Source organism: Caballeronia sp. LZ019 (assembly GCF_031450825.1).
Taxonomy (GTDB): domain Bacteria; phylum Pseudomonadota; class Gammaproteobacteria; order Burkholderiales; family Burkholderiaceae; genus Caballeronia.
On the sequence record NZ_JARTVZ010000005.1, the window covers coordinates 2802284 to 2816562 of the forward strand.

The 14279-nt window shown below is 65.0% G+C and carries 13 protein-coding genes; 2 read left to right on the forward strand and 11 right to left on the reverse strand.

The window, feature by feature from the left end:
• Window positions 1-25: 25 nt before the first annotated feature.
• Window positions 26-715, forward strand: a complete 690-nt coding sequence (locus tag P9255_RS26645) for an ATP-binding cassette domain-containing protein (RefSeq protein ID WP_309764763.1) — start codon at window positions 26-28, stop codon at window positions 713-715.
• On the forward strand, window positions 712-1527 hold the full coding sequence (locus P9255_RS26650) for an ABC transporter permease (protein WP_309764762.1): 816 nt from the start codon (window positions 712-714) through the stop codon (window positions 1525-1527). The genes P9255_RS26645 and P9255_RS26650 overlap by 4 nt, the downstream gene beginning before the upstream one ends.
• On the opposite strand, the gene P9255_RS26655 is transcribed toward P9255_RS26650, so the two are convergent.
• The 11 genes from P9255_RS26655 to P9255_RS26705 form a co-directional block, all read right to left on the reverse strand.
• On the reverse strand, window positions 1528-2013 hold the full coding sequence (locus tag P9255_RS26655; RefSeq protein WP_309764761.1) for a VOC family protein: 486 nt from the start codon (window positions 2011-2013) through the stop codon (window positions 1528-1530).
• A gap of 40 nt (window positions 2014-2053) precedes the next feature.
• Window positions 2054-2527, reverse strand: a complete 474-nt coding sequence (locus tag P9255_RS26660) for a VOC family protein (protein WP_309764760.1) — start codon at window positions 2525-2527, stop codon at window positions 2054-2056.
• Between the two features lie 107 nt (window positions 2528-2634).
• A complete protein-coding gene (locus tag P9255_RS26665; protein ID WP_309764759.1) occupies window positions 2635-4572 on the reverse strand; it encodes a response regulator in 1938 nt (645 codons plus the stop codon).
• Window positions 4573-4667: 95 nt separating this feature from the next.
• Complete coding sequence (locus P9255_RS26670; protein ID WP_309764758.1) at window positions 4668-5132, reverse strand: response regulator; 465 nt, start codon at window positions 5130-5132, stop codon at window positions 4668-4670.
• Between the two features lie 18 nt (window positions 5133-5150).
• A complete protein-coding gene (locus P9255_RS26675) occupies window positions 5151-7541 on the reverse strand; it encodes an ATP-binding protein (RefSeq protein WP_309764757.1) in 2391 nt (796 codons plus the stop codon).
• A complete protein-coding gene (locus tag P9255_RS26680; RefSeq protein WP_309790688.1) occupies window positions 7538-8149 on the reverse strand; it encodes a biliverdin-producing heme oxygenase in 612 nt (203 codons plus the stop codon). Before P9255_RS26680 ends, P9255_RS26675 begins: the two co-directional genes overlap by 4 nt.
• A 221-nt stretch (window positions 8150-8370) precedes the next feature.
• A complete protein-coding gene (locus P9255_RS26685) occupies window positions 8371-8580 on the reverse strand; it encodes a hypothetical protein (RefSeq protein WP_309765500.1) in 210 nt (69 codons plus the stop codon).
• A 29-nt stretch (window positions 8581-8609) separates the two neighbouring features.
• Complete coding sequence (gene ligD / locus P9255_RS26690; protein WP_309764755.1) at window positions 8610-11375, reverse strand: DNA ligase D; 2766 nt, start codon at window positions 11373-11375, stop codon at window positions 8610-8612.
• 51 nt (window positions 11376-11426) lie between these two features.
• Window positions 11427-12332 carry a Ku protein gene (locus P9255_RS26695; RefSeq protein ID WP_309765453.1) on the reverse strand — a complete coding sequence of 302 codons (906 nt, stop codon included), beginning with the start codon at window positions 12330-12332 and terminating at the stop codon, window positions 11427-11429.
• A 204-nt stretch (window positions 12333-12536) separates the two neighbouring features.
• Window positions 12537-13091 carry a DUF6013 family protein gene (locus P9255_RS26700; protein ID WP_309764754.1) on the reverse strand — a complete coding sequence of 185 codons (555 nt, stop codon included), beginning with the start codon at window positions 13089-13091 and terminating at the stop codon, window positions 12537-12539.
• A 162-nt stretch (window positions 13092-13253) separates the two neighbouring features.
• Window positions 13254-14270 (reverse strand): zinc-binding alcohol dehydrogenase family protein, encoded by a 1017-nt coding sequence (locus tag P9255_RS26705; protein WP_309764753.1) that lies wholly within the window; start codon window positions 14268-14270, stop codon window positions 13254-13256.
• Window positions 14271-14279: the final 9 nt, after the last annotated feature.

The window sequence follows — 14279 nt, forward strand, 5'->3', positions numbered from 1 at the left end:
CCGGAACCTTCCCCACATTGAACGAATGCAGACTTCAATTGCGCCGCTCGTCGCCGCGAACGGCATCGTGCGCCGCGATGCGGCGCGCGGCGCCTTGCTGCTGCAGCCGACCGACTTCACGCTCGACGCCGGACAGCGCGTGTCGATCACCGGGCCGTCGGGTTCCGGCAAGAGCGTCTTGCTGCGCACGCTCGCCCTGCTCGATCCGTGCGACGAGGGCTTCATCGCGTGGCGAGGCGAGCGCATCGCGCGGTCCGGCATACCGGCGTATCGGCGGCGCGTCGCGTATATCGCGCAGCGGCCCGCGATGCTCGATGGCAGCGTCGAAGACAACCTGCGTTATCCCTATACGCTGAAGGTCTACCGCGATGAACGTTTCGATCGCGACATCGCCGCGCGGCTGGCGCACGCAGCCGGTCGCGGCGCGGATTTTCTCGACAAGCCGGCAAGCGAGCTGTCCGGCGGCGAAGCGCAAATCGCCGCGTTCGTGCGCGTGCTGCAGCTTTCGCCCGACGTGCTGTTGCTCGATGAACCGACCGCATCGCTCGATCCGGCTTCGGCGCGCGCCATCGAGGCGCTCGTTGGCGACTGGTTCGATGGCGGCGAGCGCGCGTGCATCTGGGTATCGCACGATATCGGGCAGGCTCGCCGCGTCGCCACGCGGCATCTCACGATGACCGCCGGCCTGCTCGCCGAACGTGAGGGCGCGCAATGAACGGCTACCAGACTCTCAGCCTGTTCGATATCGGGCTCGCGGCGGCGCTGATCGTCGTGAACGGCGCGCTTTCGGTGGCGCTCCGGCTCGGACTGGAGCGGCGGCTTCTGATCGCGGCGGTGCGCACCGTCGTGCAACTGCTCTTGGTCGGCTATGTGCTCGGCTGGGTGTTCGCGTTCAGCCGCTGGACCGTCGTGCTGCCGCTGATGGCGCTGATGACGGTGATCGCCGGCCTCGCGGCGTCGAATCGCGGGCGGCGCACGTATGCGGGCCAGCGCGTTGACAGCCTCTTATCGATATGGGGCAGCTCATGGCTGATCGGCGCGTTCGGGCTGTTCGCGGTGATCCGCATCCACCCGTGGTACGAGCCGCAGTACGCAATCCCCATTCTCGGCATGATCCTCGGCAATACGCTGACGGGCGTATCGCTCGGGATCGAACGGATGACGGAGGAACTGACGGCGGGACGCGCGGCCGTCGAAATGTCGCTTGCGCTCGGCGCGACCCGCTGGGAAGCGGCGCAAGGTCCCGCGCGGCAGGCGGTGCGCGCCGGCATGATCCCGACGCTGAACCAAATGGCCGTCGTCGGCCTCGTGAGCCTGCCGGGAATGATGACCGGCCAGGTGCTCGCGGGGCAATCGCCGTTGCAGGCGGTGCGGTATCAGATCGTCATCATGTTTCTGATCGCGGCGGCGTCGGGGCTGGGCGTGGTCGGCGCCGTCGTGCTGACTTACCTGCGGCTTTTCTCGCCGGATCACCGGTTCATGGCGGCCAGGCTGATCGAGCGGCAGAAGAAGAACCGCCGCGCCTGATCATTCTCCGCGATACGCCCGCTCCAGCGCCGCGATATCCAGCTTGATCATCTCGCGCATCTTCGCCATCGTCCGATTCGCCTTCGCCGGGTCCGCATCCTGAAGCATGCCGAGCAGGCGGCGAGGCGCGATCTGCCATGTCACGCCGAAGCGGTCGGTCAGCCACCCGCAGGCCATTGCCTCGCCGCCGTCGAGCAGCTTGTCCCAGTAATGGTCGATCTCGGCTTGATCGTCGCACTGGACGAACATCGAAATGGCCGGCGTGAAGCTGAATTCGGGCCCGCCGTTGAGCGCGAGGAACGCTTCGCCATCGAGTTCGAACTGGACGGCGAGCAGCTTGCCGACCGGACCTGGGCTCGCTTCGTTATGAAGCAAGGTATCGGTGATGCGCGCGTTCCTGAACACGCTGACGTAGAAGTCGACGGCCTCCTGCGCATTGCCGTCGAACCAGAGACAGGGCGAAATCTTGCTGATGCGCTTGTCCATGCGCTCCTCCTTCGTGCTGTTCGTCAACACGCGGCGCGCGTCATTCCCGATGACCGCACGTGGCCTTCTGCATTTCGGCGGGGCTGACATCGCGCACATGCGTCGCGACCGACCATTGATGCCCGAACGGATCTTCGAGACGCCCGTAACGGTCGCCCCAGAACATCTCGGCGACGGGCATGATCACGCGCGCGCCGGCGGCTTGCGCCTGCTTCACGGTGGCGTCGGCGTCTTCGACATACAGATGGATGATGACCGGCGAGCCCTTCAGCGCGGTCGCGCCGAGCAGGCCGAAGTCGCGATTTTCGTCGACGAGCATCAGCGCGGAATCGCCGATGCGGATCATCGCGTGCATCAGCTTGCCATCGGGTCCGGGCAGACGCCCCGTCTCGATGGCGCCGAACGCGCGCTTGTAGAACTCGATGGCCTCGGCCGCGCCCGCGCACACGATGTGCGGGGTCAGCGAGTGCATGTCTTCGGGAATGGCCTTGACAGGGGATGGCGATTGCGACATATCGGCTCCGTGAACGAACGGTGGAAACAACGCATCAACGCTACGACGAGCAAGCATGCCGCCAATCGACACCGATCCGCGCACGGAGCGCAATTTTTCACATGGACTTATCGCGTGAGTTCGTCCGCCAGCGACTGAATCAATGCTTCGAGCCGCGCGAAGTTGACGGGCTTCGTCAGATGATCGCGAAACCCTGCTTCGCGGCAGCGGCGGATGTCTTCGTCCATGCCGTATCCGGTGATCGCGACCGACGGCCGCCCCGGCTGAAGCGTCGTCCACGCGCGCGCGATGTCGAGGCCGGTGCCATCCGGCAAGCCGATATCGCTCACGAGCAGATCGAAGGCGCCGCGCCTCGCGCATTCGAGCGCCTCGGCAACGGTCGTCGCGACGGTGATGTCGTGGCCCAGCATGTCGAGCACTTCCGCCATCGCCGACGACGTCTGCTCGTTGTCCTCCACGAGCAGCACCCGGAGCGCGCTGCCCGGCTCCTGCTGGGCGGCCTGCGGCAGCGGCGCGGGCTCGTGCGCCGGCTGCACGCGGGCGAGCGGCAGCGTCAGCGTGAAGCGCGCGCCCTGATCGCGGCCGTCGCTGTAGGCGGACAGCGTGCCGCCGTGCTTCTGCGCGAGCGTGCTGGCGATCGCGAGTCCGAGGCCGAGTCCGCCGAACGAGCGCGTGATCGAATCGTCGGCTTGTTCGAACGCCGAGAAGATGCGCGGCAAGGCTTCGGCGCTGATGCCGATACCGCTGTCCGTCACCGACACCGCGATGGTCGCTTCGTCCGGGTTCCACGTGCGCACTTCGATGCGCCCGCCCGCCGGCGTGAACTTCACCGCGTTCTTCATCAGGTTCCACGCGATTTGCTGGAGCCGCGCGGCATCGCCCGAAACGACGAAGCGCGTCGCTTCGAACTTCGTTTCGAGCGTCAGGTTCTTCGCGCGCAAGTCGGCTTCGGACATGTCGAGCGCGCTGGTGAGCAGCGTGTCGAGCGCGACGCTCGCGAAGTTCAGGCTGAGCTTGCCCCGCGCGATGCTCGTCAGATCGAGCAGATCGTCGATCAGGCGCGCCTCCAGTTCGACATTGCGGCGGATCAGATCGAGCGTCGGATGCGCCTCGCGCGGCAGCGAGTGCTTCATTTCGAGCAGGCGCACGGCGGCGAGAATCGGCGTGAGCGGCGTGCGCAATTCGTGCGACAACACCGCGAGGAAATGATCTTTCGCGCGGTTCGCCGACTCCGCCTGGTCCTTCGCGAGCCGCAAGGCGTCGGCGGCCATGTGGGCGTCGGTCGCATCGCGCACGATCTTCGAGAAGCCGATGAGCTCGTTCTGTTCGGTGCGGATCGCGGTCGTCACGCCGGATGCGAAGAACGAATGCCCGTCCTTGCGCCAGAGCCAGCGGTCGTCGGAGGCGCTGCCCTCACGCCGCGCCGTTTCCAGCTCGTTATCGAAGACGCCGGCTTCGCGGTCGTCGTGACTATAGAAAATGCTCGCCGATTGCCCGAGCACGTCCTGCGGCGGAAAGCCGAGAATGCGCTCGGACGCCGCGTTCCACGTGCGAATGCGCCCTTCCGGATCGAGCGTGATGACGGCGTAGTCCTTGAGCGCGTCGATCAGCAGACGGAAATGCGTTTCCGTTTCGCGCAGCGCGCGCTCCACCGCGATGCGCTGCGCACGTTCCGCCGACTCGCGCATCGCGCGGCGCACGACGGCGGGCAGCCGCTGCAGGCGCTGCTTCAGCACGTAGTCGGTGGCGCCGCGCTTCAGCATGTCGACGGCGTGCTCTTCGCCGAGCAGGCCCGACACGAAGATGAACGGCGTATCCGGTGCGCGCTCGCTCGCAATGGACAGCGCCTCGATGCCGGAGAACGTGGGCATCACGAAATCGGCGAGGATCACGTCGAAGCGCCGCGCTTCGAGCTCGCCGATGAAGCTCGCGGAATCGTAGACGATCGACGCCTCCACGACGTAATCGGCGCGTTCTAGCTGGGCGATGGTCAGCTCCGCATCGAGCGCGTTGTCTTCGACGAGAAGCAGTTGCAGGGGCTGCATGATCTAGGCGGCCTCGCGAAAGAGCGGGCGCACGAACGGCATGGATGGCGCAAGCGGCACGGGTGGCGTCGGGATGGCGGGCATGAGCACAGCGTTCATTGTCCTGCCAGCGGTCGGCGAAAACGCGTCGAGCCCGGCGGCGGCTCGTTGAGCACGGCCCAGAAGACGCCGAGATCGCTGATCGCTTCGACAAATTCCGCGAACTCCACGGGCTTCACCACGTACGCATTCACGCCGAGTTCGTAGCTGCGAATCAGGTCCTGCTCCTCGCGCGACGAAGTCAGCATCACGACGGGGATGCTCTTGAGCGCCGCGTTCGAGCGAATCATGTCGAGCACTTCGAGACCGTCGATCTTCGGCAGCTTCAGGTCGAGCAGGATGACCGCCGGATTGCCGGGCGTGCGGTCGGCCCAGTCGCCGGCGCCTGTCAGATAGTCGATGGCTTCCTGGCCGTCGCGGGCGACGATCACTTCATTGGCGAGCTGGCTCTTGCCGAGCGCGACGAGGGTCAGCTCGAGGTCGTTCGGATTGTCTTCGACGAGCAGTATGGGTTTGAGCATGGTCTGTTGTTGACTTCGTTACTGACGCTGCGGATGCGGCGGCGCGGCGGAATACGGGCGGGCGGCCTCGCGGCCGGTCAGGCTGCGGAATTCGACCGGCAGCGAGAAGTAGAACACCGCTCCCTCGCCCAGCCGCCCCTCGGCCCACGTGCGCCCTTCGTGCCGTTCGATGATGCGCCGCACGTTGGCAAGCCCGATCCCCGTCCCTTCGAATTCCTCCGCGCGATGCAGCCGCTGGAACACGCCGAACAGCTTGGCCCCGTATTTCATGTCGAAGCCGACGCCGTTGTCCCGCACGCCGATGATGTGCTCCTCGCCGCTGCGGGTCGCGAATATCTCGATTTTCGCCGATTCCCGCGTTCTCGTATATTTCACCGCATTCGAAATGAGGTTGCGCAGCGCGAGTTGCAGGAACGCGGCGTCGCCGGTCACGCGCGGCAGGTCGCGAATCACCCAGTCGATGCGCCGCTCCGGCGTGTCCGCCTCGAATTCCTGCACGATCGAACGCACCAGCTGCCCGAGATCGACCGGCGCGGGGCGCAGCGCCGCGCGGCCCATCTGCGAAAACGTCAGAAGATCGTCGACGAGGGTGCCCGCGAAACGCGCCGACTCCAGCATGTTGTTCAGGAAACGCCGGCTTTTCTCGGACATGCGCTCGCCCTCCTGTTCGCGCAGCAAGTCTCCGTAACCGGCGATGTGACGCAACGGCGCGCGCAAGTCATGCGACACCGAATACGAGAACGCTTCCAGCTCCTTGTTCGCGCGCGCGAGTTCGGTCGCGAGTTCGGCGCGTTCTTCCGCCCGCCGCAGGACGATGTTGAGCAGCGCCCCGCGCAGCTCGCTGGCGATTTCGAGCTCCCCCTGACGCCATGACGCGGAATGTCCGCGCACGGTCTCGAGCCAGGGGCTAAAGTTCGTGCGCGGCGCGCTCGCGCCGTCCGCCCCGCGCAGCTTGACCGGCTCGCCGGCCCATCTGATGGTCTGCATCAGTTCCGGCCGGAACCACAGCAAGTAGTTCCGAAAAATCTGCGATACGGGCACCGCGAGCACGCCGCACGCCGTGTCCTCGTGCGCCTTCGCCGGCGGCCATTCGCGCGCGAGCGAATCGCTCGCCCAGACGCCCGACGTGTTCTCGGCGAGCCAGTCCGTGAGCGCGCGCACGGTGTCTTCATCGGGCGTCGCGCCCATCAGCGTGACCTGATCGTTCATCACGATGGCCGCGCCCGCCGAACGCGCGAAGCTCAGCACGTCCTTCGGCACGCCGCGCAGCCCCGCGACGAAACTCTCCTGCTCGCCCATCGCCGCGATCATGAGGGCCATCGTGCGGCGCAGCTCGGCCAGATATTCGGCCTCGGCGCGTTCTTCCTTCGCCTCGATCTGAAGCGACAGCATGTTGCCGAGATGCTCGATCGCGAGCCGTGTGCTGAAGGGCACCTTGCGCGGATTGTGATCGTGACAGGAGATCAGCCCCCACAACTTGCCGCGCACGACGATCGACACCGACATGGACGCATGCGTGCCCATGTTGCGCATGTATTCGAGGTGCACCGGCGAGAAGCTGCGCAGCGCCGCGTAGGTCAGATCCGTGGGGCGGCCCGTGACGGGATGACGTTCGGGCACGAGGCGCGCGGGAACGTAGTTGACGTCCGAAACGAGGCGGATGCGGTTGCGCAGATACAGCGCGCGGGCTTGCGGCGGAATGTCGGAGGCCGGAAAGAACTGATGCAGGAACGACGCGTACTGCGCGTCGCGGTCCTCCGCGAGCACGTGACTGCGCCCTTGCGCATCGAAGCTGTAGAGCAGCACGCGGCCGAAGCCGCTGATCGCCCGCACTTCCCGCACCGCGAGTTCGGCGAGCGCCTGAACCGACTCGGCGTTCTGCAGGCCGCGCGCAAACGTTCGCACGAGCGGATACATCGGCGAGAACGCGGATTCGCCGGATGGCGCGGCCGCTTCCATTTCGACAATCAGCGCGCCGTCGTGCCGGTGAATCGTCACGTCGAGACGCACCGGGCCGCTGTGCTGCATGTCCATCGAGCCGACGTAGAGCGGCGAGTCGTCCACTTCCATCGTCGATGCCGCCTGCACGATGCGCTCGGCGCCGCGGGCATCGACGAGCGCATCGAGCGGCTTGCCGAGCAGCGCTTCGGCTCTGTCGCCCGTCAGTTCCGCGATGTTTTCGCTCGCCTGCACGATGCGCGGGCCCGCCGCGCCGGCGCTGCGCTCCTCGAGCACGAGCAGATAACCGTGCGGCTGGATGCCGCCGGGAACATGGATGGGTTCGGCGCCGCAATCCTCGCCGACGACGCCCGAATCGAGCGTGCGGCGGCGCGCTTCGGCGTCGGGCGGGCCTGCGCTTCGCGCCTCGCCCTCGTTGGGAGCACGCGGCGCGCCGGGGTTATCGCTCATGCGGCGGCTCCGGATGACGCCGGCGCTTCCAGCGGTTCAACGCACAGCCACGACTGCAGGCTTTCGAACGTGGCGATGGCGGCGCTCACGGCCGCGTCGTACTGCGCTTCGGGGACCGTCGCCGCGGCGGTTTCGCGGAACGCGTTCCACATGCTGCCGGTGCGCGCGCCATATCCGTCGAAGTAGCGGTTGCCGACGCCCGGCTCCAGTTGCAGCAGGCGCGCGACGTGAGGCGCGATGAAGCGCCCGCCGAGCGTCGAGCCTTCCATCACGTACATGGAGCCGAACGCCGCGCCGATATTGTTGACAGGCGGCAGCGCGGCGCTTGCATCGGCAAGCTCGGGCGTCGCGGGTTGGCCCGTCAACGCGGCAATGTCGGCGGCGAGAAGCGGCGTCTTGCGGCGCTCGTCGAAGAACGCCCGCAGCGATGCGGGCAGACGCGCACCGATCGCGTCCTCCCACGGCGCAACGTAGCCATGGAAGCGTTGCAGTAGCGCGATGTATTCGTCGCGTTGCAGATCGTCGCGCATCAGATCGAGTGAATTCTCCAGCCGTGTGTGGCACGCGGTGGTTTCGTTCTTCAGGCGTGACAGAAGGTCATGTCGCATTGTTTGATCGTGTCGGCTGCGGCGCCGGCGATACGGCGAGAGGCATGCTGATGGGAAGGGCTTACCGATTCGACGATGTCGTCGCGGGGCGAATCGGTAAAAGAGCGCAGCGCTGCGCCCTTTTCTGAGACAGAGAATCATTCTACGCAACCGGCCGCCGCGATGTCATGCACGTTGCGCGCAGCAAAGCGCTGTCCCTACCCGAAAACTCACTATTCGGTTCACTGCGCGGGCTGGCCGTCGCCATCGAGATTGCCGCGCCGGTCGGTATCGACAAGTCCGCGTTCGATGTCCTCATGCGCCTGCCTGCCGATATCGCGCGGCTCCTCTTCCGCTTGCGACTGCGCGCTTTGATCGGTTTCGTGCGGCAGCGGCGGCCTGGCGGCCTCCTCTTCAGGCTCGTCCTTGGGCGATTCGTTCGTCGGTTTCATGTCGATGTCCAGAGTTCGCGTCGATGTGCTCATCCGCCGATGCCCAGCCGCTTTTTCATCTGCACGGTGAGCCGCTGGCGCGCTTTCGCATAGCCTTCCCACGGATCGGCGCCGAGCGCGTCCATGCGCGCGCGCGCGTTGCCGATGTTCCATTGATCGCCGCTCGTGGTGTCGTCGAGTTCGTCCCAGGCGATGGGCATCGACACGCCCATGCCGGGCCGGGCGCGCAGCGAGAATGCGCAGACCGTGCTAGAGCCGCGATTGTTGCGCAGATAGTCGATGAAGATTTTGTCGCGCCGGTTCTGCATGCCCATCTTCGCCGAAAAGAGCTTCGGCAGCGTCTTCGCCATATGCTGCGCGACCGCCTGCGAAAAGCCCTTCATCTCGTCCCAGCCGGCCTGCTTCGCAAGCGGCACGACCACGTGCACGCCCTTGCCGCCGCTCGTCTTGCAGAACGACGCGAGCCCCAGTTCATTCAGCAGGTCGCGCGTGAGTTTCGCGGCTTCGAGCATGCGGTCCCAGCCGACGCCTTCTCCCGGATCGAGGTCGAACACCATGCGATCCGGCTTCTCGATGTTCGAGATCACCGAGTTCCACGTATGCAATTCGATCGTGCCCATTTGCGCGGTGCCGACGAGCGCCTGCGCCGACTCGACCGTCAGCAGCGGCGGATGGTCGGGGTCGGCATCCGGATGCTGCGTGATATGCGGAATCGCGAGCCTCGCGCTGTGCTTCTGAAAGAACAGCTCGCCGCCGATATCGTCCGGCGCGCGCACCAGCGACACGGCACGGTCCTGCAGATGCGGCAGCATCCATTCGGCGATCGACGCGTAATACTCGACGACATCGAGCTTCGTGAGGCCCGTCGATTTATCGATCACACGTTCAGGATGGCTTATCTTCACGCCTTCCACCTCGGTCGCGCTCTTTTTCGACGCCGATTTCGCCGGCGCTTTTACCGCCACTTTCCTGGCCGCCGTCTTGCGCGCTTTCGGCTTCTTAGCCGTGTCGTCTTCGACCTCCGCTTCCACCTTCTCCGCCGATGCCGCCTCTTCCTTCACGATCTGCCGCGCCGGCTTGTCGTCGCGCAGACTGACGAACGATGCTTGTCGCACGATGCGCTCCTTGGTCCATTCCGCAAAATTGCATTCGGCCACGAGTTCCGGTTTCACCCAATGCACGGGTGTGCGGCTGCGCTCTTGCGGCTCGCGCTCGAAGGGCATCCGATCCGTCTCGCGCTTGTCGAGTTCCTTTTTCACCGCGACGAGCGTCGCATGGTCGAAGCCGCTGCCGACTCGTCCCGCATATTGCAGCTTGCCCTTGCCGTCATACACGCCGAGCAGCAGCGCACCGAACTGCCCGCGGCTTCCCGAAGGCTCCGAATAGCCGCACACGACGAACTCCTGCCGCCGGCGGCACTTGAGCTTGATCCACGAATTGCTGCGCCCGGATACATACGTGCTGTCGATTCGCTTGCCGATGATGCCTTCCAGCGACATGTCGCACGCGCTCTTCAGCAGATCGTCGGCGCTGAAGGCGAAGTCTTCGGAATAACGCAGCGCGGGATCGTCAACCGGCTCGACAATCGCCTTCAACAACGCGCGACGCTGCACGAGCGGCACATTGCGCAAGTCATAGCCGTTGAGGAACGCGAGATCGAAGAAGTACACGACGATGCCCTGCGGACGACCGACATCGAACGCGTTTTGCAGCGCCTGGAAATCCGGCAGCCCGCGATCGTCGAGCACGACGGCTTCGCCGTCCAGCCATCCGCTTTCGATATCGAGCTTCTCCAGCGCCTTGACCTGCTTCGGAAACTTGGCTGTCCAGTCGTTGCCGTTGCGCGTGAAGATGCGGATGTCGCGCTTGCCGTTCGATTGCTCGATGCGCGCAAGCACGCGATAGCCGTCGAACTTGATTTCATAGGTCCATTCGTCGCTGGGCGGCGCGGCATCGACGAGCGTTGCGAGTTGCGGCTTGAGCAGCGCGGGGAGCTTCGCCCTGACTGCGCCTTCGATCGCCGGATCATGCGACAGCGCGCGCAACGACTCCGCATTGCGTGTCGCGACGATATCCGGATGCGCGTGGCCGTCGGCCTTGTCGCTTGCGGCTTTCGCCGCACGCGGAACCGTTCGCCGCGCCGCCGGCTTCACCTTGCGTTCGGTGCGGTCGCGCAGCTCGCCGCTCTCGAGCCGCGCGCCGAGCGAATCGGACAACACGCTTCCCGGTTTCTTCAGGAGAACGTCGTATTCCGATTCGGGCCGCGCTTCGTCGTCGCGCTCCTTGATGAGAAACCATTGCTCCTTGTCGCCGCTGCCGCGCATGTGACTGCGCACGAGCGTCCAGCCGCCTTGCAGCTTTTCGCCGTCGAGGACGAACTTGAGCTTGCCTTTTTCGTACTCGCGCGCGGCGTCCTCGGGGCCGCCTGCCTGCGGCGCCCACGTCCCGCGATCCCATACGATGACGCTGCCCGCGCCGTAATTCCCCTCGGGAATAGCGCCTTCGAACGAGCCATAATCGATCGGATGATCTTCGACATGCACCGCCAGCCGCTTCACCGACGGATCGAGGCTCGGTCCCTTCGGCACTGCCCATGACTTGAGCGTGCCGTCGAGTTCCAGTCGAAAGTCATAGTGGAGACGACGGGCATCGTGCTCCTGAATGACGAAGGAAAGTGCCTGTTTCGCGGGCTTTTTCGCGCGCGACGCCCGGCGCGCGGCGGTCTTCTCTCCCGACGGCTCAGGCGTCTCGTTGAAACGCCGCATGCGTTGATAGGTTTCGAGCTTGCCCGTCATCGTCGTGAAGGCTCCTTTGCCGGTGCTTTCATGGATTGCGGATCATCGCGCTCAGGCGCGCTTGCGACGCGCCGTCTTGCGCGCGGGCCGCGCCGGTTCCTCACTGGCGTCATCGCCCGAATCGTCTTTCGCCCGCGATGCCTTGCCGCCCTTCGTCGCGCCGCCGCTCTTCAGGCTTCGCTTGAGCAGTTCGGACAGATCGAGAATGTCCGCGCTCGCCTTCTCTTCGCCGCCTTCCTCGAACTTCATCACCTCGGCGATCTTGCCTTCCTTCACCTTCTGATCGACGAGCTTCATGATGTCGTCGCGGAAGGTGTCGTGATACTTCGTCGGATCCCAGGAATCGCTCATGTCGTCGATGAGGCGCTTGGCCATATCCAGCTCCTTCGACGTGACGCCCGCTTTCTTCGTGTCCTCGTCGGGAAACGTGAACTGCGTGAAATCGCGGACTTCGTCGCCCCATCGCAAGGTGTTGAGCGCGAGCGCCGGACCGACCGGAATCAGCGCGGCAAGATGCTGCTTGTTGTGCAGGACGACGCTTGCAATGCCGACTTTGCCGGTGTCCTTCAGCGCATCGCGCAGAAGCGCATAGACTTTCTCGCCCTTGCGATCGGGCGTCAGGTAGTACGGCGTATCGAGCGACAGGAACGAGATTTCGGGCGCGTCGACGAACGAGAGGATATCGACCGTCTGCGTCGACTCGGGATTGGCCGCGCGGATTTCCGCGTCGGTCATCACGACATACTTGCCCTTCTCGTATTCGAAGCCGCGCACGATGTTGTCGCGCGTGACGTCCTTGCCCGTGTTCTTGTTGATCTGCTTGTAGCCGATGGGGTCCATCGAGCGCTTGTCGAGCAGATTGAAGCCGACTTTCTCCGACTGCGTGGCCGGATAGAGTTGCACGGGCACGTGGACCAGCCCGAAGCTGATCGCGCCTTTCCAGATCATGTGCGGCATCGCGAGCACCTCTTTGTCGGAACGGTCGATGAGTGCGCCGGACGTGGAGATGCGGCGCATTGCGCATCGTGAGGTGTCGCAGGAAGTGTGCCAAACATCGCTTTCGGCGCGCGATGTCGGTGGCGGCTGAAAAATCGACAGTTAGTTGCGTGGTGGACCGAATGCAAAATGCCGTTCGCCCGTGCGTGCGCGAAACAGCGACCTCTACTTCCGGCTGGCGGTGACAGTCAGTTGGGTGCCGTCATCGAGCGTGACGGTCTTCTTGGAGCCGGTGGACGTCGGCATCGAGAAGCGAATGATCTGGCTCAGGTGGTTATCGCCGGGACATTGCAGCGACTTGCCGCCTACCGTGACCTTGCTCGTGCCCTTCGGCGCATAGGCACGAAAGCTGAGTTGCACGTTGGCGACGCCGTTATCCGCGACGACCGGCGCAAAGCGAATCTGCACTTGCCGCACGGCCATGCCTTCCGCGCTGCGCGGCACGGATGCGACCTGCAGGCACGCATCCGGCACCGGTTGCGCACCGCTCGGCGCCGTGCCCTGCCAGGTGAAGTCGTCGGACTGACCTGAGCGGATGGTGCGCGTCTCCTGCTCGTTGCCGAAGTTCTTCGACGCCATCTTGATCGTATATTTGATGGGGCCGTCGTTGGGCGCCTCGGAGAGGACCTTGATACCGGGCGTCGCGTGAGCCGTCGCGAGCGCGGTCATCGCGACCATGGCTGTGATGGCGCTCCGGCCTGCGTTCGAACGTCGATTCATCCGGCACCTCCGTGACAAGCACTCGATGATGATCCGGCGCAGTGGACGCCGAATCGGCTTATAGCGGAGTCAGTCTAGCGCCGCGCGCGCGCGGCCCTTCTCATGGAAAACCCGAGGCGGCCGCGCGGCAAAACGAAGCACCCAACCGTTTCGGCACCAGTGTCAGAAGCCCGTCAGCACGAGCTTGCCGATCGCCCGGCCTTCTTCGAGAAGGCGATGCGCCTCGCGCAGATTGGCCGCATCGATCTTGCCGATGTTCTTGCCGAGCGTCGTGCGGATGATGCCCGCGTCGATCAGCCGCGCCACTTCGGACAACAGCTTGTGTTGCTCGATCATGTCGGGCGTCTTGAACATCGCGCGGGTGAACATGAACTCCCAATGGAACGCGGCGCTCTTCGCCTTCAGCAGATCGATAGCCAGCGGCCCCGCATTCTCGACGATCGTGCAGATGCCGCCTTGCGGCTTCACGACCTCGGCAGTTGCCGGAAAATGCTTGTCCGTGTCGTTGAAAATGAGCACGTAATCGACCTGGCCGATGCCTGCGTCTTTCAGTTGCTTCGGGATGTCCTCGAAGTGATTGACGATGCGATCCGCGCCCAGCTCCGTCGCCCATTTCGCGGATTCGGGCCGTGACGCCGTCGCGATGACATGCAGCTTTGCGACCTGCTTCGCGAGCTGGATGCCGATCGAGCCGACGCCGCCCGCGCCGCCGATGATCAGCACGGTCTTGCCCTCGTCCTTGCCTTCGGCGGACACCTTCAGGCGGTCGAAGAGCGCCTCCCATGCGGTGATGGTCGTGAGCGGAAGCGCCGCCGCGTGCGTGAAATCGAGCGATGCCGGCTTCGCCCCGACGATGCGCTCGTCCACCAGATGGAACTCGCTATTCGCGCCCTGACGCGTGATGTCGCCGGCGTAGTACACCGGGTCGCCGACCTTGAACAGCGTGACTTCGGGGCCGATCGCTTCGACGACGCCGGCGGCATCCCAGCCGAGCACGCGCGGCGTTTCTTCGACCTTGTCCTTCGGCGCGCGGACTTTCGTGTCGACCGGATTGACGGCGATCGCCTCCACCTTCACGAGCAGGTCGCGGCCAGTGGGGGTCGGTTTGTTCAGCTCGATATCGACGAGTGATTCGGGATTCGAAATCGGCAAATAGCGGGTCAGACCGATGGCTTTCATGAAAGCTCC